Origin of the sequence: Methanobacterium veterum (genome assembly GCF_000745485.1) — an archaeon.
Lineage (GTDB): Archaea > Methanobacteriota > Methanobacteria > Methanobacteriales > Methanobacteriaceae > Methanobacterium_D > Methanobacterium_D veterum.
Genome location: NZ_JQJK01000009.1, coordinates 400702 through 423076, shown reverse-complemented (window position 1 = coordinate 423076; position 22375 = coordinate 400702). Strand labels below are relative to the sequence as shown.

Annotated in this window: 17 protein-coding genes; 11 read left to right on the top strand and 6 right to left on the bottom strand. The window is 35.1% G+C overall.

Annotated elements, in window-relative coordinates:
- The first annotated feature begins 22 nt into the window (after nucleotides 1-22).
- A complete protein-coding gene (gene lysS, locus EJ01_RS05270; RefSeq protein WP_048081356.1) occupies nucleotides 23-1600 on the top strand; it encodes a lysine--tRNA ligase in 1578 nt (525 codons plus the stop codon).
- 1035 nt (nucleotides 1601-2635) lie between these two features.
- Here lysS and EJ01_RS05265 read toward each other — a convergent pair.
- Both EJ01_RS05265 and EJ01_RS17960 read right to left on the bottom strand, forming a co-directional pair.
- Complete coding sequence (locus EJ01_RS05265; RefSeq protein ID WP_048081355.1) at nucleotides 2636-2890, bottom strand: hypothetical protein; 255 nt, start codon at nucleotides 2888-2890, stop codon at nucleotides 2636-2638.
- A gap of 2026 nt (nucleotides 2891-4916) precedes the next feature.
- Nucleotides 4917-5051, bottom strand: a complete 135-nt coding sequence (locus tag EJ01_RS17960) for a hypothetical protein (protein WP_269221194.1) — start codon at nucleotides 5049-5051, stop codon at nucleotides 4917-4919.
- Between the two features lie 691 nt (nucleotides 5052-5742).
- Here EJ01_RS17960 and EJ01_RS05255 point away from each other — a divergent pair.
- From EJ01_RS05255 to EJ01_RS05220, 8 genes are all read left to right on the top strand, one after another.
- Nucleotides 5743-6045, top strand: coding sequence for a hypothetical protein (locus EJ01_RS05255; protein ID WP_048081574.1), 303 nt, complete (start codon nucleotides 5743-5745; stop codon nucleotides 6043-6045).
- Between the two features lie 354 nt (nucleotides 6046-6399).
- Nucleotides 6400-7740, top strand: a complete 1341-nt coding sequence (locus EJ01_RS05250; RefSeq protein ID WP_048081575.1) for a PQQ-dependent sugar dehydrogenase — start codon at nucleotides 6400-6402, stop codon at nucleotides 7738-7740.
- Between the two features lie 36 nt (nucleotides 7741-7776).
- Nucleotides 7777-8013: a DUF2769 domain-containing protein gene (locus EJ01_RS05245; protein ID WP_048081576.1), complete on the top strand. Its 237-nt coding sequence runs from the start codon at nucleotides 7777-7779 to the stop codon at nucleotides 8011-8013.
- Nucleotides 8014-8037: 24 nt separating this feature from the next.
- On the top strand, nucleotides 8038-9894 hold the full coding sequence (locus EJ01_RS05240) for an FAD-dependent oxidoreductase (RefSeq protein ID WP_211251442.1): 1857 nt from the start codon (nucleotides 8038-8040) through the stop codon (nucleotides 9892-9894).
- Complete coding sequence (locus tag EJ01_RS05235; protein ID WP_048081577.1) at nucleotides 9894-10667, top strand: succinate dehydrogenase/fumarate reductase iron-sulfur subunit; 774 nt, start codon at nucleotides 9894-9896, stop codon at nucleotides 10665-10667. Before EJ01_RS05240 ends, EJ01_RS05235 begins: the two co-directional genes overlap by 1 nt.
- Nucleotides 10668-10669: 2 nt before the next feature.
- Nucleotides 10670-12067 carry an aspartate ammonia-lyase gene (locus EJ01_RS05230; RefSeq protein ID WP_048081578.1) on the top strand — a complete coding sequence of 466 codons (1398 nt, stop codon included), beginning with the start codon at nucleotides 10670-10672 and terminating at the stop codon, nucleotides 12065-12067.
- A 32-nt stretch (nucleotides 12068-12099) separates the two neighbouring features.
- Entirely contained in the window at nucleotides 12100-13344 is a 1245-nt protein-coding gene (locus tag EJ01_RS05225; protein ID WP_052375873.1) for an alpha-hydroxy-acid oxidizing protein, read from the top strand.
- A 135-nt stretch (nucleotides 13345-13479) separates the two neighbouring features.
- Entirely contained in the window at nucleotides 13480-14775 is a 1296-nt protein-coding gene (locus EJ01_RS05220; protein WP_169740440.1) for an amino acid permease, read from the top strand.
- An 11-nt stretch (nucleotides 14776-14786) separates the two neighbouring features.
- Here the strand turns inward: EJ01_RS05220 and EJ01_RS05215 are convergent, their stop codons facing one another.
- A complete protein-coding gene (locus EJ01_RS05215; RefSeq protein ID WP_048081580.1) occupies nucleotides 14787-15584 on the bottom strand; it encodes a metallophosphoesterase family protein in 798 nt (265 codons plus the stop codon).
- A gap of 428 nt (nucleotides 15585-16012) precedes the next feature.
- Here EJ01_RS05215 and EJ01_RS05210 point away from each other — a divergent pair, with 428 nt between their 5' ends.
- Together EJ01_RS05210 and EJ01_RS05205 are read left to right on the top strand one after the other, a co-directional pair.
- Nucleotides 16013-16528, top strand: coding sequence for a UGSC family (seleno)protein (locus EJ01_RS05210; RefSeq protein ID WP_048081581.1), 516 nt, complete (start codon nucleotides 16013-16015; stop codon nucleotides 16526-16528).
- A gap of 19 nt (nucleotides 16529-16547) precedes the next feature.
- On the top strand, nucleotides 16548-17708 hold the full coding sequence (locus EJ01_RS05205; protein ID WP_052375869.1) for a hypothetical protein: 1161 nt from the start codon (nucleotides 16548-16550) through the stop codon (nucleotides 17706-17708).
- Nucleotides 17709-17745: 37 nt separating this feature from the next.
- Here EJ01_RS05205 and EJ01_RS05200 read toward each other — a convergent pair whose 3' ends face one another.
- The 3 genes from EJ01_RS05200 to EJ01_RS05190 all read right to left on the bottom strand — a co-directional run bounded on the left by EJ01_RS05200 (nucleotide 17746) and on the right by EJ01_RS05190 (nucleotide 22355).
- Complete coding sequence (locus EJ01_RS05200; protein WP_048081582.1) at nucleotides 17746-18423, bottom strand: GAP family protein; 678 nt, start codon at nucleotides 18421-18423, stop codon at nucleotides 17746-17748.
- 135 nt (nucleotides 18424-18558) lie between these two features.
- A complete protein-coding gene (locus EJ01_RS05195) occupies nucleotides 18559-19362 on the bottom strand; it encodes a nitroreductase family protein (protein WP_048081583.1) in 804 nt (267 codons plus the stop codon).
- Nucleotides 19363-19412: 50 nt separating this feature from the next.
- Nucleotides 19413-22355: a hypothetical protein gene (locus EJ01_RS05190; RefSeq protein WP_048081584.1), complete on the bottom strand. Its 2943-nt coding sequence runs from the start codon at nucleotides 22353-22355 to the stop codon at nucleotides 19413-19415.
- Nucleotides 22356-22375: the final 20 nt, after the last annotated feature.

Below are 22375 nucleotides of genomic sequence, written 5' to 3'. Positions count from 1 at the left end.
ATGATTATTAAAGGTGATTTGATTGAAACATTGGATTGAAAATGTTGCAGATAGTTTAATTGAAAGAGATTTACCTGAGCATGTAATTGCAAGTGGGACATCCATATCCGGTTCAATACACATTGGAAATTCCTGCGACGTGTTTATCGCGAATGCAGTCACAAAATCTCTAAAGAACCAGGGAGCTCCTGCAGAAGTTATATGGATTGCAGACGACTACGATCCACTCAGAAAAGTTCCATATCCCCTTCCACCAGAATATGAAAAATATTTAGGCATACCCTATGCACATATTCCCTGCCCTGAAGGATGCTGTGAAAATTTCGTAGAACACTTTAAAAAACCATTTATTGATACACTTGATGACTTTGGAATATCTTTAAAGGAATATTCCGGAGAAAAAATGTACAAAGAAGGGATATACAACGAATATATACGAATAGCATTAGAAAATGCCCCTAAAATAAGGGAAATATTCAATAAATACAGGGAACATGCCCTTGCAGATGACTGGCTTCCATACAACCCAATCTGTGAAGAATGCGGACGGATAAATACTACCTTCGCCTACGGCTATGAAGACGATATCGTTCATTACAGATGTAACTGCGGCCATGAAGGATCTATGGATATTAAATCAGGTACAGGAAAACTTACATGGCGTGTTGAATGGGCTGCAAGATGGAAGATACTCGGTATTACATGCGAACCATTTGGAAAAGACCATGCAGCAAGTGGGGGATCCTACGACGTAAGCAGCATAATATCACAGGAAATATTCAATTATCCTGCACCTTACCCCGTACCTTATGAATGGATAACTCTTAAGGGGGATGCTATGTCCAAATCTAAAGGTGTTTTCTTTACACCAGGACAGTGGCTCGAAATAGGCAAGCCAGAAACTCTTAATTATTTCCTATTCCGCAGTAAACCATTAAAACATAAAGACTTTAACCCCGAAATGCCATTTCTAGACTTTATTGACCAGTATGATCGTGTTGAAAGGATATACTATGGATCTGAAGAACCTGCATCCCAAAAAGAAGGGGAAAAATCTAAAAAGATTTATGAAATGTCACAAATTGAACTTAAGGACGAAATGCCATTCCAACCATCCTACAGGTTCATGACAGTAGCATATCAAATTGCAGATGGAGACATAAAAAAGGTCTTTGAGATACTCAAAAAGAATTCACAGCTTCCAGAAAACATGAACAATGTTGACTTTGAGAACTTAAATGAAGAAGATCTTAAAAATCTCAAAATGAGGATGGATCATGTTAAAAACTGGCTTGGTACATATGCACCAGAATTTGTAAAGTTCAGTGTTATGAAAAAGATTCCTAAATTACCTCTGGGTGAAGACCAGACCAAATTCCTGCTTAAACTTGCAGACCTTCTTGAAGGAAAGGAATATAGTGCGGAAGAATTACATGACGAAATGTACAATCTTCTCACTGAAATGGACATGAAACCTCAAAAAGCATTCCAGGCCATTTATAAAATTATAATCGGTAAAAAACAAGGCCCAAGAGCAGCTTCATTTGTTTTATCCCTTGATAACGATTTTGTTGTCAAAAGATTTAGAAAAGAAGCTTAATTAAGAATTAGTCTCATTTGAAACTAATTCATACATTTTATTTTTAAAATTTAGCATATTTATTAAATTAAAACAAAATTTATCCCAAATTTATAGTTATATTTGAAAAAATATGAATTAATATTAGTAATTAACCATGAAAACTATTTTTCTATCTCAAATTATATATCCAATTTCTTGAGAATTTTAGTTTAATTTGTTATTGAATTAGTATTAACTTAATTTTAAGTACCCACTACCCATTCATTAAAGATTGTTAAACAATTTCAAGAGAATTATTTGTTAATCCCCGATTGAACCAATAATAAATCTTTGTTAAATTTGCTTTTTTTGTAAAATAAGTATAATTAGTAATTATTTTTCATTTTAAATACCTAAAATAATGTATTAACAGAAAAATTTTTATTAGATCAACAACATACCACCTTCTTGTAATACAGAAATAAACTTTTGTATTACAAATGTATGCGTAAATATTTAAGGAGGTGAAAAATATGTTCTTCGGAGGAAGTTTATTATGGAGCAACCCATGGATCTGGACTACACCATTCCTTTTCAACAGCCCATGGTTATGGAACACATGGTTCTGGTAACTGCGACAATATAAAATACGTTTATAGTCACTGAAATCACTGATCGAACATCTATTTTGCAGGGTTTTTAGATTAAATTTTGAATTAAATTTACCTATTTTTTTATTTTATTAAATAGAAACTAGTAAGTGCTATTTTTATGAATGATCATTCATATTTTAGAAATTTTTTAATATCATAACCTTTTTTTCATACTATGCCCTATTTTTCTAAAATTAACATGTATATGCTTTCTATTTTCAATATAATTATTAATTCTACTAAAAACACTTCAATCATCAAATAGTATGCTTTCTTTCAATTTACTTTCTATTTTCTTCTTAAAATTGGCATATCCTTACTAAATAACTTTCAGTTAATTACTAATTTGTCAAATATAATATTTTTCTCACATCTCTACCCTCTATTTTTTCAAAAATAACCCCTCATTGCTAAATAATTTTTAATTAAATTGTGATTTTAATACTAATAAAAAGATTTTTATTACATCAACAACATACCACCTTCTTGTAGTACCAAAATGAAAATTTGGTATTGAAAAATGTATGCGAATATAACACTGTGGAGGTGAAATAGTATGTGTTTTAGTGGATGTCTTCTCTGGAACAACCCACTCTTCTGGAACGTACCACTCTTCTTCCATCAACCACTCTTCTTTGGTTTCCATCACTGGGGTATCAACGCTTTCGGTGCTCATGGTTTCGGCCACTTAGGAATCAACAGATTTGGAATATGGTAATAATAACTGGTTCTAACTGAGGTAATATAAATATTATCTAGAACACGCTGAAACCCAATGCTTAAATATTTAATTTTAACCTAAAAAGTTAAATTAAATATGGAATTCAAAATTTATTCTTTTTTTATTTTTCAAACAATATTGACGCTATTTTTAAATTAGCGCTCCTGTTTATGACACGAACATAAATTATACTTTAATTAAATTGTGATTTTGAAAAATCTACGTTTTGTAACCGCAAAAAACAGAGTTTTTTTGCATGTTTGAAAAAAAAACGTTTTTTCAACCGTAAAAAACAGAGTTTTTTTTGTTAGCCTGCAGAATTCTCAAAACCCCCATGACATGAACGTGAATTAAATTACTGATTTTAAAAAGCTTGATCTTAATTAAAATTATAATCTTCAGCCTATATTTTCCCCTATTAATTCAATAGATAATTACTTGCTATTTTTCAGTTAATTATTAATTTTATCAGATATTAGCTTTTTTTTCACTTTTTCCCTTGTTTTTTTCTCAAAAATAACCTATCATTGCTAAACAATTTTCAGTTAATTACTAATTTTATCAGATATTATGCTTTTTTTTGCATTTTCCCCTGTTTTTTTCTCAAAAACCATGGATAATTACTAAATAATTTTTAGCTAAATTGCGTTATTCATACTAATAGAAAAATTTTTATTACATAATTAACATATGAGATGTTGTAGTACGAAAATAGTATTTACGTATTACATTATGTACGCAAAACAACAAGGAGGTGAAAAGTATGCTACTCATCTACATTAAAATCATAATAATCAAAATACTAGTACTCAAAGCTTGCTTATTACATGGATTACTCGGCGGATTATGGTAATCACAGCCATATAAATACAATTTACACATCAAATCCAAAAATAGCTAAACCTAAAGGTTTTAGCTAGCATTTAGAGATTAAAGTTTTTAGTAATACAAATATTGTATTACATTATGTATAAAACAACAAGGAGGTGAAAAATATGTTGCTCGTCTACATTAAAATCATAATAATCAAAATCTTAATCCTCAAAGCTTGCTTACTTCCACACTTCCTCTGTGGATGGTTCTAATCACAGAAATATAAACATAATTTAAGCATCCAAAACCAAAAACTGCTGTAATACTAGGTAAATCTCAAAGTTTTAACTGGTATCTCTAGATTGAAATTTTTAGTAATACTGTATTGTATTACAGGTATATCAAATAACACGGAGGTGAAAGCATGTTATTAGTCGTAATTAAGATCATAATAATCAAAATCTTAATCCTCAAAGCCGCATTATTCCCACACTTCCTCTGCGGATGGTTCTAAGCTACCCAATCTCTCTATTTACCAAATAACACGGAGGTGAAAGCATGTTATTAGTCGTAATTAAGATCATAATAATCAAAATCTTAATCCTCAAAGCCGCATTATTCCCACACTTCCTCTGCGGATGGTTCTAAGCTACCCAATCTCTCTATTACTAACTTAACCCCTTATTGTTCTAAACTCTCAAAACTCTTTTCTACATATTAGCTTTAAATGGTCTTAATCACTAGTATAAGCACAATTTATACACTAAAATCAAAAAATGCTTAAAATACTAGTTAAACCTTAATGGTTTTAACTAATATCATGGGATTTAAATTTTCCCCATTTACTTTTTATTTTCAAATAGAAGTTCCCTTACTGTTTTAAATTGATTGTTAATTTTATAAATAAAATTAAGTTTTAGATAATATTATAACATTTCTAGCCTTTTATACAACCTTAAAAATGATTAATACTCAACGTTTTTAAGTTAATTTATGATTTAATACTAATAGAAACTTTTTTATTACATAATCAACATAACACCCGTAACACAGGTATAAAATCTGTGTTTAAATATACACAAGTGGAGGTATAATATATGAAAAAAGAACTAAGCGTTCTCCTACTGATCTTTATAGCAACAGTAGGACTTTCAAGTGCAGCATCAGCTCAACCAATAGCTACAACTGCACACGGACCAACCACATATGGCCAAGGAGGCCATGGAGCTTCTTTTTGGCATTGGACTATAATTAGAAGATTCGTTATATATTCCCCACTCAGCCTTACAAGGATTAGACACATATTTCCGCCACCTATCTACAGAGTTAGAGCTACATATATAGGCAACCATAGATGGGTTGCAACTGTATGGAGAAGAACTTACGGCCCATACTACCGAGGTACAATACGTGGCCCAGTAATACGCAGATAAATATCCAATTGAGGGATTAATGGGGTACCAGTTTCGTACCCCTGCATATAATATATGGTTTGTTTTTCAATTAAAATACTAATTTTAAAAAATAATTTTATTAAAGATACCCTCTGCACTTTTTAACGTATAAGAAAATATACTTACAAATTAACTGAGTTCTTATATTTCAATTAGATATACATATCTTAATAAAATTACTGTCTAAAACTAGAATTACTCTTTAATTAACAGCTTTGCACCTTCAAAAGTCAAAATCTATTAAATTACTATTTTTTTCCATTAATTCAATCTCTATTTTTCAAAAAGTAACCAATTACTTATTATTTTTAGGCCAATTGTTTATTTCACAAAATAGGTATTCATTATTTAAATAATATGATTTTTCTGATATTTTTTTCCTTTATTTTTTCAAAATCAGCAAATCATTACTAAACATTTTTCATTCAAATTACCTTATTAATACTAATAGAAACTTTTTTATTACATAGTTGATATAGTATCATCACAACACAGACTTAAAAAATCCGTGTTAATTATATACACGTGGAGGTGTAATATATGAAAAAAGAACTAGCTGTTCTTCTGCTGATTTTTATAGCGACAGTAGGACTTTCAAGTGCAGCATCAGCACAACCCGTTACACAAACTGCACGAGGCTCAGCCACATACGGCCATGGAGGCCATGGAACTTATTATTATGGCCATTGGGTTGTATTTAGGAGATTCGTTGTAGCTTCACCATTTGCAGTTAACAGGATTCGACACAGATACCATACACCTATGTTTAGGGTTACAGCCAGATATATAGGACATCACAGATGGATCGCAACTGTTTGGAGAAGAGGTTATTTCCGCAGATAAAATCAACATAATAGGGGGTATAATTTTTTATTTACCCCACTCTCCCCTTTTTATACATATTATTTTTAATTAAATTAATTTACAATTAACTGGTTCTTATTTAAAACTTAAAATTTACAATAACTTCCCATCACATTGACAATTTCCATTTTAGTATTATACCCCCATTAAACACACCAATTAATGTTTATAAGCCCCTAATAATTTTTTAAAATTATCTCTAAATTAAAATCCCCTAAAACTATTTTATCCCCTTTTTAAACTGATTTTTGAAAAAAATATTTTTATCAAATGTAATACTTATAAATTTATATTTATTATTAAAGATAAATTAGATATTAACTGGTGAGTTTTATGAATAACGATATAGAAAAAAGATGGTGGGTATTTCCAAGGTTTAAAATAGAATTGATGGTTTCAGGATTAAATTTACCTGTTAATCTAGCATTTGTCCCTAATCCAACAGATGACTCCAATAAACCTCTTTTGTATGTTACAGAACTTTATGGACAAATTAAAGTCATAACAAATGATTGGAAAGTTCATACATATGCAGAAAACCTGTTAAATTATGAAGCAAATCATGAATTTCCAGGAACAGGAGAATCAGGCGTTACTGGGATTTGCGTTGAACCCCAAACTGGCGATCTATTCATAACAATGCTCTATGAAGAGAATGGAGAACCCAAAAACAAATTAATAAGAACCAAAAGTAAAAATGGCCTGAAAATAGATTCAGCAGAAACACTTCTGGACAATATACCCTCTATTAAAGCCGCGCATCAAATTCAAGCTGTTACTGTTGGATTTGACGGTAAATTATATGTAAACCTTGGAGAAGGAATGGTCCACCCAGAAGTTGCTCAGGATGACAACGAGCTAAGGGGTAAAGTTCTCAGGATGAATTTAGATGGCAGTATTCCAGAAGATAACCCTGATCCTGATAGTTTAGTGTATGCTAAAGGTTTCAGAAATCCTTTCGGTGCTACATGGCGTAAAAGTGATAAATCTCTTTATATTTCCGATAACGGACCTGCCTATGATGACAGAATTGCAAAAGTAAAAGCAGGAAAAAATTACGGCTGGCCGAAGAGCATGCGTGAAAACAGCTTATTCTGGTGGCATTTTACTCATGGACCTACGGCGCTTGCATTTATGCAGAATGATGAATTTCCTTTTGATTTTGAAGATGAACTATTTGTAGCTCTTTTTGGCGGATCATATGTAAAAGGTGAATCCATAAAAGGCAAAAAAATTGTAAAAATGAAACTTAATGAGGATGCTACCGCAGTTAAATCCTACGATGAATTTGTAAGATATATAGGCGAAGGGGCAGCAAGCCCCTGCGGATTAGCCTTCGGACCGGGAGGATTATACTTCACAGACTTACATGGTGAAGAAAACGGATTTGCAAGGGCTTCCAGTGGGAACATATACAGAGTCACTTCCATAATAAAAGGAGAAGGAGAAATAATAGTCCCATATACTAAAGAAAATGCAGCCAAATGCCTTTGCCCCGGATGTCCCACCCTTAATGAATGCATGAGAAATAGAAATCAACGTCTTTTCTGTGCTGGAGGGAAAACTGAATGTGAACTTGAGAAAAAAGGTTGCCTTTGCGGTGAATGCCCCATTGAAAGTCAGTATGGATTAACTGACTTTTACTACTGCGATGAAGGGGCCGCTAAAAAGTAGATTTCCAATTTGTTTTATAAATTAATAGGTGATTAAATGGCAGAAGAAAAAATTGTTGATGATACAGGAGAAAACGCAGAATTATGCCTTTGTCCAGGATGTCCAACTCATAATGAGTGTATGAAAGACAATAGTGAACGAATATTCTGTTCAAGAGGGAAAACCAATTGTGATCTTGAAAAAAGAGGATGTCTTTGTGGTACGTGTCCCGTTGAAAGAAACTATGGATTAAATGACTTTTACTACTGCACAGAAGGAGCTGCTAAAAAGTAAATACAGGATTATCCTGGTGATTGCTTGGACACTATAACTTCTGTAAAAGGAATATCCTCTTTTTCTAAACTGGAAAAATCACATTATGAAGGCCATCCACTAAAAGAAAAGCATAATACGTCCCTATCTCAAATGAAGGAGATTATAAAAGAATCTAGCAAAACTGACAATTTGCAAACTGTTCATTGTCATGATGTACTCATTATAGGTGGGGGGTTAACAGGGCTTCGAGCATCTTTACAGGCCTCAAATGCAGGGATTAATGTGGCTGTGGTTACAAAGGTCCATCCACTTCGATCCCATTCTGTTGCAGCCCAAGGTGGAATGAACGCTTCTCTTGGTAATGTCCATGGTGAAGGAGATAGCATTGACAGCTGGGAAACACATGCTTATGATACTGTGAAAGGATCAGACTATTTAGCAGATCAGGATGCAGTTGCACGCATGTGCCGTGAAGCTCCTGCAACTGTAATCGAACTGGAACATATGGGAACCGTGTGGTCCAGACTGAAAAATGGAAAAATTGCCCAGCGTCCTTTTGGGGGTGCAGGGTTTCCAAGGACGTGCTATGCAGCAGATCGTACAGGACACAATGTACTCCATACACTATATGAACAGGTTACATGGCGAAACATACCCGTCTATGAAGAATTTTTTGTTACTTCACTGGTACATGACAGCGGGCGGTGCATTGGCTGCACTGCAATTGAAATCATGACTGGAAAGGTTCATGGATTTGTTGCAAAGGCAGTTCTCCTGGCAACTGGAGGATTTGGTAGGATATTCAACAAATCAACAAATGCCCTCATCAACACCGGAGATGGACAGGCACTTGCACTCAAATCAGGAGTACAACTTAAAGATATGGAATTTGTTCAATTTCATCCCACAACACTCTACGGAACTAACATTTTGATAAGTGAAGCGGCTCGTGGTGAAGGGAGCATTATTACTAATAAAAATGGAGAGCGCTTCATGGAACGTTATGCTCCTAATTCAATAGATCTAGCTCCACGTGATGTCGTAGCAAGGGCTATGATTCAAGAAATTTCAGAAGGAAATGCTTATGATGGAGATTACTTCCACCTTGACCTCAGGCACCTTGGTGCCAATCTCATTATGGAAAGATTACCGGGAATACGGCAGATTGCCATGGATTTTGCAGGTCTAAACCCCATTAAGGATCCAATACCTGTTCAGCCGGGGCAGCACTATTCCATGGGAGGAATAGATGTAGATATTAACGGAGCAACGTCTCTTCTAGGGCTTTACGCTGCAGGAGAATGCGCATGTATTAGTGTTCATGGTGCAAATCGGCTCGGTGGAAATTCACTTCTGGAAACCGTAGTGTTTGGACGGCTGACGGCAGATAAAATTATTGAAGATATTAAAAATATTCCCGAGCCCAATTTTGAGCCGGTTAAATCTGCCATGCGTGAAATTGATACGCGAATTAACCAGATACTTGAAAGAGATAAAGGAAAACATCTCTTTAGCTTGATGGATGATATGACACAGACAATGTTCCATAAATTTGGCATATTTCGCGACAGTAAAACCATGAAAGAGGGACTTTTAGAAATTAAAAATATGCAGGATGAGATTTCTCAAGTCTCAATTAATAATAAAGATCGTGCCGTAAATCAGGCGCTTATACGATTTTTTGAACTGGAAGGTATGCTCCAGCTTGCTGAAGTGGTTGCAATTGGTGCCCTTAAAAGAGAAGAAAGCCGCGGCTCCCATACTCGGACTGATTACCCATTACGCGATGATAATAACTTTTTGAAGCACACTATTGTATCCTTTCACAATGGCAGAATGGAAATTTCTTATAAACCCGTTAAATTAGGCATGTTTAAACCAAAGGAGCGTGTTTATTAATGAAATTAAAAGTATACAGGTACAATAAAAAACTGGATTCTCCCCACTATGCTACCTTCGAATTCATGCCAAAATCTGGTATGACCATATTGGAAGCTTTATTTCAAATCCAGAAGCAGTTTGATGATTCTCTTGCATTCCATTACTCATGCAGGGGTGCAGTTTGCGGTACCTGTGCAATGCTCATTAACAAAGTTCCCCGGCTTGCATGCAGGACACAGTTAACGCCTCTCCTTAAAGGAGAACTTAAAATAAATCTCATTTCGTACCATGCAATTGAAGAGACAAACGTGCCATGGGATCCAGAAGAAGAGATTTTAATCGAACCACTTCCCCATTTACCAGTTATAAAAGATCTCATCGTTGACATGAGTACATTTTTCAAATACTACAAGTTTATTGAGCCGGTATTTAAACCAGCAAATCCAGCTCCTGAAAAAGAAAGGCTTATGGAACCTAATGCCCTAACTGAACTAGAACTGTACACAAACTGCATCCTCTGTGCAGCATGTTTCGGGGCATGTCCAGTGGATGGAAAAAATCCAGAATATTTAGGTCCCGCTGCCCTTGCCAAGCTCTATAGGTTTCATATTGATCCGCGTGAATCAAATGGAATCGAAAGGTTGGGACTTGCAAATATTCCAAATGGGTGGTGGGCATGTGAATTTTATGGAAACTGCACCAGAGTTTGCCCTAAAGGAGTGCCTCCAACCATTGGAATTGCAAAAGCCAGGAAAGAGCTCGAAGATAAAGGAAAATTTCAGGAGGGCTGATTATGCGCCTGGAAAAAGATTCCATAGGTGAAAGAGAAATCCATGATAATGCATATTACGGTATTCAAACCCTTAGGGCCATGGAAAATTTTCCAGTTAGCGGCAGACATGAGCGTCCTGAATTAATTAAAGCATACATACTGGTAAAAAAAGCGGCCGCCATCACCAACATGGAACTTGGAACCCTCGATAACGTGCGGGGAGAAGCCATTGTAAAAGCTGCAGATGAAATTATCAGTGGAAAACTTGCTGATCAGTTCCCACTTGATATCTTCCAGGCAGGAGCCGGTACATCATTCAATATGAACATTAATGAGGTGCTTGCAAACCGTGCCCTGGAAATTTTAGGGAAAAACAGAGGAGAATATGATTATTTAAGCCCTAATGACCATGTTAATCAATCGCAGTCCAGTAATGACACATTTCCCACGGCATCCCATATTGCTGTTCTTTTTGAGGCAGATCTCCTCAATATAGTTCTGCTTAACCTTGCAGATGCATTTAAACAGAAAGGCAAAAAGATTTCTTATATTCCAAAATCTGGACGGACTCATCTTATGGATGCAGTACCTGTCACCATTGGAGACGAATTCATTGCATACGGCAGTGCCATCAAACGGGCTGCAGAAAGGATCCGTGAACGCAGGAATAATCTTCTTGAAGTTGCAATAGGGGGCACTGCAACTGGAACTGGAGTGAATTCTCCACCATCTTACAGAAAAAATGTAGTGAAAAAGCTGGCTGATCTAACCTCCCTTAAACTTATCCCTGCAAATGACAGTTTTGAGGCATTACAAAGCCGTTCTCAGATGGCTGCATTTTCAGGGGCGCTGCGAGAACTTGCACTTGAACTGATCCGGATAGCCAATGACCTCCGCCTTATGGGATCAGGACCTACATCAGGCTTAAATGAGATTGTTTTACCGCCTGTCCAGCCAGGATCATCCATTATGCCCGGAAAAGTTAATCCTGTTATGGCAGAATGTCTAAATATGATCTCATTCCAGATTATAGGGAATGATACAGCAGTTTCACTTGCAGTTCAGGCAGGACAGCTTGATCTGAATATTATGACACCCGTTATGACTTCCAATATACTTGAATCAACATCTATGCTTAATAATTATCTTCCAGTCTTCCAGTCCAGCTGCGTTGAAGGTATCAAAGTCAATGAAGAACAGTTACAAATGGTTGCTGGAATGAACCCCATCCTTGCAACGCTTCTTTCACCCAAAATTGGATATTTACATGCTGCAGAACTTGCTGAAGAATCCACGAAAACAAATCAGCCCATTAAGGATCTTGTAATTGCAAAGGGAATTCTCTCTGAAGAAGATGCAAACAGGTTGTTTAATCTTGAAACCATATCCAAAAACCGTTATCGAGAAAATGAAGTATAGTCCTAAACTCGCTGCTATGAAGGGGAGCTAAAATGAAATATCTCTGCACGTATTGTAGTGTTTATGTATATGATAAAGACAGTGGAGATTCTGTTACAAATTTAAAACCAGATACAAGTTGGGATGAGATTCCAGATACCTGGCGCTGCCCAGTTTGTGGAATGCCCAAAGAGTACCTGCAGCAGATACGTGATGATGTATTTGCAATTAAAATGGAAGCTTATAAAGGACAGGGAGGAACTAACGACCTTAACTATTACCGCTCTGTAGGGCGGAGGATGCTCACAGGGGTTTGCGGTGTTTTTCCTACCTGTGATGGTAAACCCGGCAGGACATGTGTCGGGCAGAAATACGGGGCCCCAATAGGCATGGGAGGTGCAGGGCAGGGAAAAACATTTGAAGCAAATTACGATGCCCTTCAAAGATACAAGCTTAAAATGCGCGTGATCAAAGCCCATCATGAACCAGAAATGTCTCTTTCTATTTTTGGAAAAGAGATCAAAGCTCCAGTTATGGGTGCCAGTCTTTCGGGAGTCAAATCTAGCATGAATGATGCAATTTCTGAGGACGCATTTTATCGAGGCCTCTTAAGAGGTGCAAGGGCTTTTGGATCCATTGGAATGGTAGGAAATACTCCAACAAGTCCTGATGATCTGGGAATCAAAGTTATAGGAGAAAGTGGAGGATTGGGAATTCCAATGCTTAAACCTCAATCACAGGAACGGCTTATCCAGCTCATAAGGTTAGCCGAAGACATGAATGTAGTTGCAGTAGGAATTGACCTGGAAGGGGCAGGTTCAACGTTCTGGGCAGCTTCTGATAAAATGGTCTATCGGAAAAGTGAAAGTGAACTTCAGGAACTGGTGGACTGTACAGAAAAACCAGTGATTTTTAAGGGTATTATGACCACTGAAGATGCAAACAAAGTTGTAGATTCTGGCGCTAAGGTATGCTATGTATCTAATCATGGAGGCAGAGTCCTGGACGGAGGACAAGGAGTGGCAGAAGTGCTTCCAGATATTGCAAAGGAAATTTCAGGAAAAGTCCAGATTATGGCAGATGGGGCAGTAAGAACCGGTTTTGATGTGCTCAAGATCATAGCCCTCGGGGCAGATATAGCCCTACTTGGCAGGACTCTCGCGCAGGTAGCTATAGGTGGTGGAGAAGTAGCTGTGAATATGTATTTTAAGTATGTAAAAGAGGATCTACGGCGCGCTATGATACTTACGGGATGTGATACGCTTGAAGACGCAGACGAAAGTATCTTAACCAGATAAACATGAAACTACATAAACAAATGATTATCTAATTTTAAAAACGTCAAAAAAGGGCAATTAATGATGGGATTAGAATTAAATGTGCATGCTTATAAAACTGCCACTGTTTTAAAATATATAATATGATTAACTGATATTAAAACCTGTTATTTTAACTGGGGTGAACTGATTAAGTCTTTAAAACGTGAATTAGGGCTTTTAGAAGTCACATTATCAGGAGTAGGTATAATCTTAGGTGCCGGAATATATGCACTTATTGGGGAAGCCGCACCTTTATCAGGGAATACGTTATGGCTTTCTTTTCTGATATCATCTGTAGTAGCTGCATTTACTGCACTTAGTTATGCCGAACTTTCATCCATGTTTCCCCATTCCAGCGCAGAGTATGAATATGTTAAAAATGCAATGGGAGATCGAATAGCATTTGTTATAGGATGGCTGATTATATTGAGTGCGGTTATCAGTTCTACAACAGTTGCAGTTGGATTCTCGAATTATTTAAGTGTTATATTTGATTTACCCAAATTTTTATCTTCAATTTCATTAATAGCCCTATTATCATTTATTCTTTTTGTGGGAATTAAAGAATCCGCACGGGTTGCCATTGTATTTACATCTATAGAAGCAGCGGGACTTTTAATCATCACTTTCATTGGAATTCCTTATTATGGAACTGTAAATTATTTAGAAGCACCCCTGGGACTTAATGGAATTTTTGCATCCTCAGCTCTAATTTTTTTCGCTTTTCTTGGATTTGAAGAAATCGTAAAACTTTCAGATGAAGCAAAAGAGCCCCATAAAACTATTCCAAAAGGGATTATACTTGCCATGATCATAAGTACAACTTTATACATGCTGGTGGCTTTTAGTTCAGTAAGCATACTCGGTTGGGAAGGCCTTTCACAATCAAATGCTCCTTTTTCCCAGATCGCATACAGTGTATTTGGAACAAACGGTTCATTTTTACTTTCAATCATAGCCCTCTTTGCAACAAGCAATACTGTTCTCTTAATGATTCTAGCTGGATCTAGAATAGTATACGGCATGTCTAAGTCAGGTTCAATTCCACATGTATTCTCAAAAGTGCATTATAAAACCAGAACTCCATGGATTGCAATAATTTTAATCAGTTTAGCTTCAATCGGGTTTTTATTTATTGGAGAAATAGACTTTCTTGCCAGTGTAACTAATTATACACTTTTTGCAAGTTTTATTTTTATAAACGCTTCAGCAATTATTTTAAGGTATACCTCCCCAAATACTGAAAGATCTTTTAAAATACCTTTAAATGTCAAATGGGTTCCAATTTTACCAATTTTTGGTATAATTACATGTATACTGCTACTTTCAAATTTAGAATACAATGCTATTCTTTTAGGGGGCATATTAACAATAATAGGCTTTTTAATTTCCTTTTTAAAAAGAAAATAGAAGTGCTGAAATCAGTGAAATGAGGGATTCACTAAAATATCTTCATTATTTTTTGTTTCAGTATTTAGAGAGTAACGAGCTAACTGTTTCTTTTGGCCAGTTTCTGTTCTTATTAAATTAACTGACAGTGTTTGATCATTAATCATGAGCTGATTGTAGGAAGGGCAAGTATCAGCATGTAATCTTCTAGTTGTTGCAGTACCAGAAGTTAAGATTAACATATCATCTAACTTCCATGCATTTGCAACATGCTTGTGGCCATTTAAGACCATATTAACCCCATAATCCATTAATAATTTTAAAGTATCTCCAGAATCAAGTAAAATATTTCTTTCCCTACCAGTTAAAGGTACAGGAAGTAAATGGTGGTGAAATGTTATAAGGGTGTACATATCTTTAGGGATTTTATCCAGTTCATTTTTTAACCATTCCAACTGATCAATACCAATTTTACCGCTGTGAACATCGGGCTCTGACGAATCAAGCCCTATGATAGCAATATTATTCCCTTTATCAGCATGGCTAAATTTTCTATTTCCAATCAACTTCTGGAAATGGACCAATCCAACGTTACACGAGTCATGATTTCCAGGAACTACGTAAGTTCTAGATATTTGAGTTAATTCATCTATAAATTCCATTGCATCAATATATTCATCAATATAACCCATTGTAGTTATATCGCCGGCGATAATAATTAAATCAGGGTTTTCTTCAAGAATTTGGGATTTTAAATTATTTTTTAATTCCTCAGAGAATTTATACTCTCCAAAATGTAAATCTGAAATTTGAATTATGTTTTTTTCCATACTATCCATCCCCAAACTTTCCTTGGTTGCCACTCTATGGACCAGTTTTTAATTTAAATCGACATAATGTAAGAGGCGATCCCTGTAGTTCTTCACTCGGGGGAATTGAGTTTTGAGTAAATTTGATATGCTATCATTATATGTTGTTAAGGGGGGTACTTCATATGGGGGTGTGATGAGAATGACTGAAGTTACCAATCCCCCCCTATTAACAACATTTTTTGAGGATACTGCTCATTTAACGATCTAATGGAACATGAGTTTAGAGAATATCCTTGTTAATTAATTGATTTTATACTATAAATAAGTTACACATTAAGCACAGTTTAGTACACATTTTGTATATTAAATACATTAAAGAGTTTTAAATTAAATAAGTAATGAACTTCAAAAATAGGTGAAGTAAATAGTATTATAAGGAGAACTGTATGAGAGTTAAAGTCATTGAAAAAGAAGTAATGGACCCATTAGGTGAAACAGCGGCAGATAAAATTGAAGTAATGGCAGTCCCTTCCAAGATCAATAAAATATCTTATTTCGACAATACAAAACCAAATGCGGATATTATTTTAGCTGCAGTTGATGAAAGTTTAGATATAAATGGGAAAAAAGTCGAAAAGCCAGCAGGTGCAGGTGCAACAGAAGAACAACTAAAGGATGCTGCCGATGCAGACTTATCAATTATAGCAGTTGGAGACTGCGGTTCGTGTTCCACATGGGTTATACTTGATGCAATAAGACTTGAAAAAGAGGGCACTCCCACAATTTCAATCTGTTCAGATAACTTCATGGACTATGCAAGATCACTTGCAAAATCCCACGGTGCAGATGACTTAAGGATAGTTGAGATTAAACATCCCATTTCCGGGCAAAAAGAAGAGAATATCCGGGAAAAAGCCGCAGAAACTGTCAAAGAAATTAAAAAATTATTGAATATTAACTAATTCATTGAGGAATCTTACTATGACTAATAAAAAAGTGGATAATACCTGCGGATGTTCCATTGAAGACCTCTTAAGGGAAAATGTAGGAGATAACGAACAACGCTTATGTAAAGCTGCTGAGAGCGATATGGAAGTTTATGTTGACCCAGATCCTGAAAAGTTAAGCTATGAATTTTATATGAAAAAACAGACCGACGGCCTGCCAATCATTCCACCTACAGGAGAGCGTGTACGCAGATTTATAGAATTTTCAGGTAAAAATAGGGATGATATAATAGCAGTTCTTCCCCCAAGGTCTGGAAAAGCTACAGTTGAAAAAATTGCAGTAAATTCTGTAATGGCAGGATGTATCCCACAATTTATGCCTGTGATCCAGCATTCAATAAAAGCTGTTTCACATCCTAAATTCAATTTACCTGGAGTAACTGCCACAACTCACCCAGTAGCAGTTTGCACAATTTTAAACGGTCCACTAGCAGGAGAAATTAGTATAAACAGTGGAATTGGATGTTTAGGCCCCGGAAATATTGCAAATGCAACCATTGGAAGGGCAATACGCTTCTGCCTTATAAATATCGGCGGCGCTGTCCCTGGAATTGGAGACCATGCCACTATGGGATCACCTTCAAAATACAGCTACTGCTTCGGCGAGGCTGAAAATGAAAATCCATGGGAACCGTTACATATAGAACGCGGATTTAAGGCTGATGAAAGTACAGTTACATTAATGGGATTAGATTCGCCGCACAACGTGAACGACCACAGAAGTAAAACTGCAGAAGACCTCCTTGACACTATAATCGACACAGCATCTGTTGCTGGATGTAATAACAGCCACGTGCCCGGCGAAATGCTTATTATAATGGGTCCTGAGCATGCTAAAACTATTGCAGATGACGGCTGGAGCAAGGAAGATGTCAAGAAGTACATCCACAAAAATGCACTTGTACCTGTTGAACTCGGAGATAGAGGTGGAAGAAAGCTTGACTCAAAATGGGTTATTGGCAACGAAGTGCAGATAACAAGAAAACCAGAAGATGTTGTTGTAGTTGTCGCTGGAGGGCCTGGAAGGCACACCATGATTGCACATGGGTTTGGAACTTCTTCTGAGTCTGTAACTGAAGTTATAAGGCTTGCAGATGGAACTCCTGCTTCATCAGTGTTTGATTTTAAAAAATAGATAATTAGTTCAATTTTTTGAACTTTAATTAATTAACTTATAAAATATTTAAGACATTTATCCCCCTCCACAGGAGGAACAAACCTATTAAAAATATGTAAATGCCCATGATAATGTTTCCATTTGATATGAAAAATGTATTTGCTTTCCTTAAAATCTTAGCAGCCCTCTGCCTTTCTAAAACATAAAATATCAGCGGGATTTCAACCATCATATTCATTATTAAGCATATAACCAGAAGTAAAGCTATTTGATAGTCAAAAGGAAACCCTGTAAGTCCTACATCCTTAGAAGCCACAAAAAGCAGTGGAATACTGCTGTAATTAGCCATATTCATGAAAAATCCAAATGAAAATACTTTGTAAATGCTGGGTTCTTTTTTAGCTTCTTTGGCCTTATCATGTTTTTGAGGTTTTTTCTTTCTAAAAAGATAAATTCCAAGGAGTAAAAGTATAAAACCAATTCCTGCATCAATACAAGCTGAAACAAAAGTAGAAAAATGAGGTACAAACGTAAGGAGCGCTGCGCCAAAGATTAAGCTTAAAAATGCCCACAAAAAAGCAGCTGAAAAGTTTCCTGCATAATATGAACTTCCTTTTTGTAAAGGTCTGTTTTGAGCACCTAAATAAAGCAGGACTATCGTTAAATTAGTCGGATTTATTGCAGCCCCTAATGAGAATGTGATTATTTCTGCTATGATATGTGGTTCTGACATTCTTTATATCCCCTTAAATTAAGGCAGAATTTATAATTAATCTAAATAATAATTGGTTTTATGGAGATAAAAAGTATTTGGAAAAAAAGTTTTTTTAAAAAAAAGGATATTTTAGTTTATTTTAAAAATAAATGTTTAAATATATTTTACAGACAGTTTTTTGCGTTTAGGAACTCTGAAAAACTTACACTCAGGGTAGCCTGCCATTAAAGCTCCCAAGAAAACTTCACCTTCTTTTAATCCCAGAAATTCTCTTATTGGCTCAAAATCAGCTGCCATTTGAAGGAAGCCAGCCCAGCATGAACCAAGACCAAAAGACGGCAGCAGTAAGTCTAAATAGCTCAGGGCAATAGTTCCATCCATTGGAGTACTTCCCTCGTTAGATTTAGCAGTGGCTATGAATAAATTGGGTGCCCCTCTTAAAATAGGGTCTAGACCACTTTTCCAGACGCTGATTAAAGATTCCATTGGGAGCATCCGGGCAAAGGGAGAATTTTCTTCCACTAATTTTTCCATCCATTTTATGACCAGTCCCGCCAGTTCTTTAACCTTCTGAGGGTCTTCGATAATGATCCACTCAACAGGCTGCTGGTTACCTCCAGAGGGTGCAAACCTTACAACATCCATGATTTCTTCAATGGTCTCGCGGGGAATTACCCTTTTTTTATAGTTCCTGATTGACCTGCGGTTTCTCATGTAGTTTCCCATATCTTCAGGTGAGATTTTAGAGCTTATGTCCTCCATTGGAGGTTCAAGTTCAGGTCCAGAAATATTAATAGCTCCTTCCGGACATATTGCTTCGCATTGACCGCATTCTATGCACATTGTGTCTGCAACAACTTCAGGGTTTGTATCCATTTCCAGATGGCCGATAGTACATGTAGATACACATGTGCCGCAGCTGCTGCATGCACTTCGGTTTAGGTTAAATTCAGGCATGTTTTTATCTCCTTTTGTATTTTTAAATAGTAAAAAGTTTAATAAATTAATTAGAAAATTTCTTCGTGTTCCACATCGTCATTCCAGTAATTATATCTATTACTAAGAAAATGGTTAATAGCTTCAAAGTCTGGAGTTTGTTGTTTACATTCAAGACCTAAAAGTCTAAGAGTTGAAATCATACTAACATTCAACGACATTCTAATATTTTCTTCATTAAATTCCAAAGTAGGAATTATACTAGAATTTTTGCTTTCCTCATTGTCGATAATCATTTCCCATTCATTTTGATACCAAGTTTTTTTGTCAACAAAAGGAATAGGATATTCTCGCATATTTTCTTCTATTCTATATCTTAAAGCAATATTATTTATCGTAAGTAATATATGCCAATCTAACCATCCATCCTCACGTAATTTTTCAATTATAGGAATAAATTCAGGATCTTTTGCTAATCTTTCAACTGTATATTTAATAGGAACAATTGCTCTTTCGTAACGACTTTTAATCATTTCTTTAGATTCCTCTTCACTATATCCAATTCCGGGTCCATCAAACCATTTTAATTCCCCATATGGATGTAATTCAAATGAACGCTGCATTTCAGGAACTTTTTTAGTGGATCTACTTGTTTCATCAAAAATATCTTGAGTTATTGTTTCATTTAATAAATCTGCATATGGTCTTGCAATGAATGTTTTCATCGAAATTTCATTTTTGAAACAATTTTTAATTATTTCATCAAATTTATCTGAGGGTAAAAGGGAAACCTCGTACAGAATGTGACTCACTAAGCCTATGAACTTAATTTGTAAATTTTTTATGTCACCATTATTCTCATAAGGAGGAAACTCAATTTTCCACTTTCTTCCATCATTAGACGGAATAGGTTCAATATGAGGATCGTTTATCTCATCATTTACTGAAATTAAAACATCTATATCTGTTTTTAATAAGCATAAATCAATATTAGCAAGATCTACCATGAAAATTTGCAAAATGGCAATGAATTGTTCAGAAACAATAGTATTTTCATAATTATTTTCCCAACATATTTTCCAGGTTATACCTAGTTCAGACCATGAAACTTCTCTCATATGTCCACAATCTCCAAAAGGCCTACCTTCTAATTGATTTTCAAGTTCTACCCAAAGATCATCGATGTTTCTAATAGGAAACTTCTCTTCAGCTTCGGATGTATATTCTTCAATTAATTTATCAAATCCATAGCACATATTTAACATATTTTCTACAAATACGTTCAAATCTTCTCCAAAGAAATTTTGAGTAGTAAAAGTTAACATAGAACTACAATATAAAGTTTTAAAGAGTTCTTCATGTTTTTCTATGTCATTTGGTTCTTTAGATAAGGTTAGATGAGCTAAAAGAGCTATTCTAAATAATTCCCAAAATCCACACCAAGCACCCTGAACATAATCACATTCTGAGGAAATAAATAAGGATTGAGGAATAAATTTTTTAACATTTTGATTGGAGGAATGATGAGCTATATATGCCGCTGCTAATGCATAATACTTCGCTGCAAATGATAATCCAAGCTCTAAATACCATTGAGATATTAAGATAATTGCCAATAATGATCCATATAATGTTTCCTCAGCAAACCATTTAATTTTCGCTTGATGAAGTTGATTAATCGCTTTAAGTATTTTACCTTCTTTGTAAAAAACCATTGCCCTATCTCTACATTTTTCTGCCGCCTTAAATTCCCCATATCTTTTTGATAACAATATATCTACTTTTTCCGTTAATTCGTCATAATGAGGATCATCACCAATATATTTAGAAAATTCAGTTAATCTATCAGAAAATCTATCTAATGGAAAAAGTGGTGCATCTTTTACTATTTCGACAAGGCGTAACCAATTATTTATTGTTTCACTGAAATCTATTATGTGTGTATTTTCAGATGGATAAAAGGTTATAAAACCCCTTAATTCAAGTAACTGGCATTTGAATCCAATTTCTTTAACTACATTAATTTTATGTTCTATTTTTTCTAAAAGAGAAGTATGCCATTCGTTCAATTCTTCAAGGGTTATCTCTATTAAACCTGCATGAAATGCACTTATGCAATAATTTAAAAGGGCTACAGCACCATCTAATTCATTAAAATCATTTAGTTCAGACAATATACTAAAATATTCACGAATAATATTTTCACGCCCAATAAGCGTTCCAATACCCCTTAAAGATACAATCGAAATTTCATAAATAGAATGTCTCCTCATATTTACGGGAAATTCCTCTTCTTGAAATTTTTCTAAAAGAGATATCCAAAAAGGTATATCTTGTCTAACAGTATGATCATCAAAAGTAGCATAGCGAGCTGCTGTACTAATTTCATAGAAATCCGCATAATTAAACGAAAAATTTTCTGGATTCTTCCATTTTTCAAAGACTTTTGAATACCAATTTCCTTCTTGTTCAATCCTTGGATAAATTTCAAATGGTATATTCAAATATTCACCTGCAATCCAAAAAGTCTCCCTGTCAGAGAGTGATTCGGATATAGAATCTCCACCATGTATTTCCAATTCAATTGAATATTCTTTTCTAGCCCAATCTTGCAATTCGTGTCTTCTTGAAACAGGTATGTCAGATGTACAAAAATATATAATTGTACTTACAATAGAACCTTGAGACATAATTGTATTAATATCATGCTTTATTTTTGTTCTTATATTCTCTTTCTGTAATGAACAAGCAAAAACAATAGTTTCATCTGATGCAAGCCCAATAAAAGTTGAATTAGCAATAGAACTTGAATTTAAATATGTCCTAAACGTTTCAAAATCTCTTCCTTGATCTCCACCAGCAGAAACCGGCCCAGTTGCAGGTAAAATATTGCTACATATTCTAGCTCGTGTTAAATGCCGACAAAGATGCTCAAAATCATGATGAGCGTTATTAACAGAAAGTTGATCAAGTTGAAATCTTATTTGTGCAATTATTTGTGGAATATTTGCCATTTAAAACCACCTCACCCAGA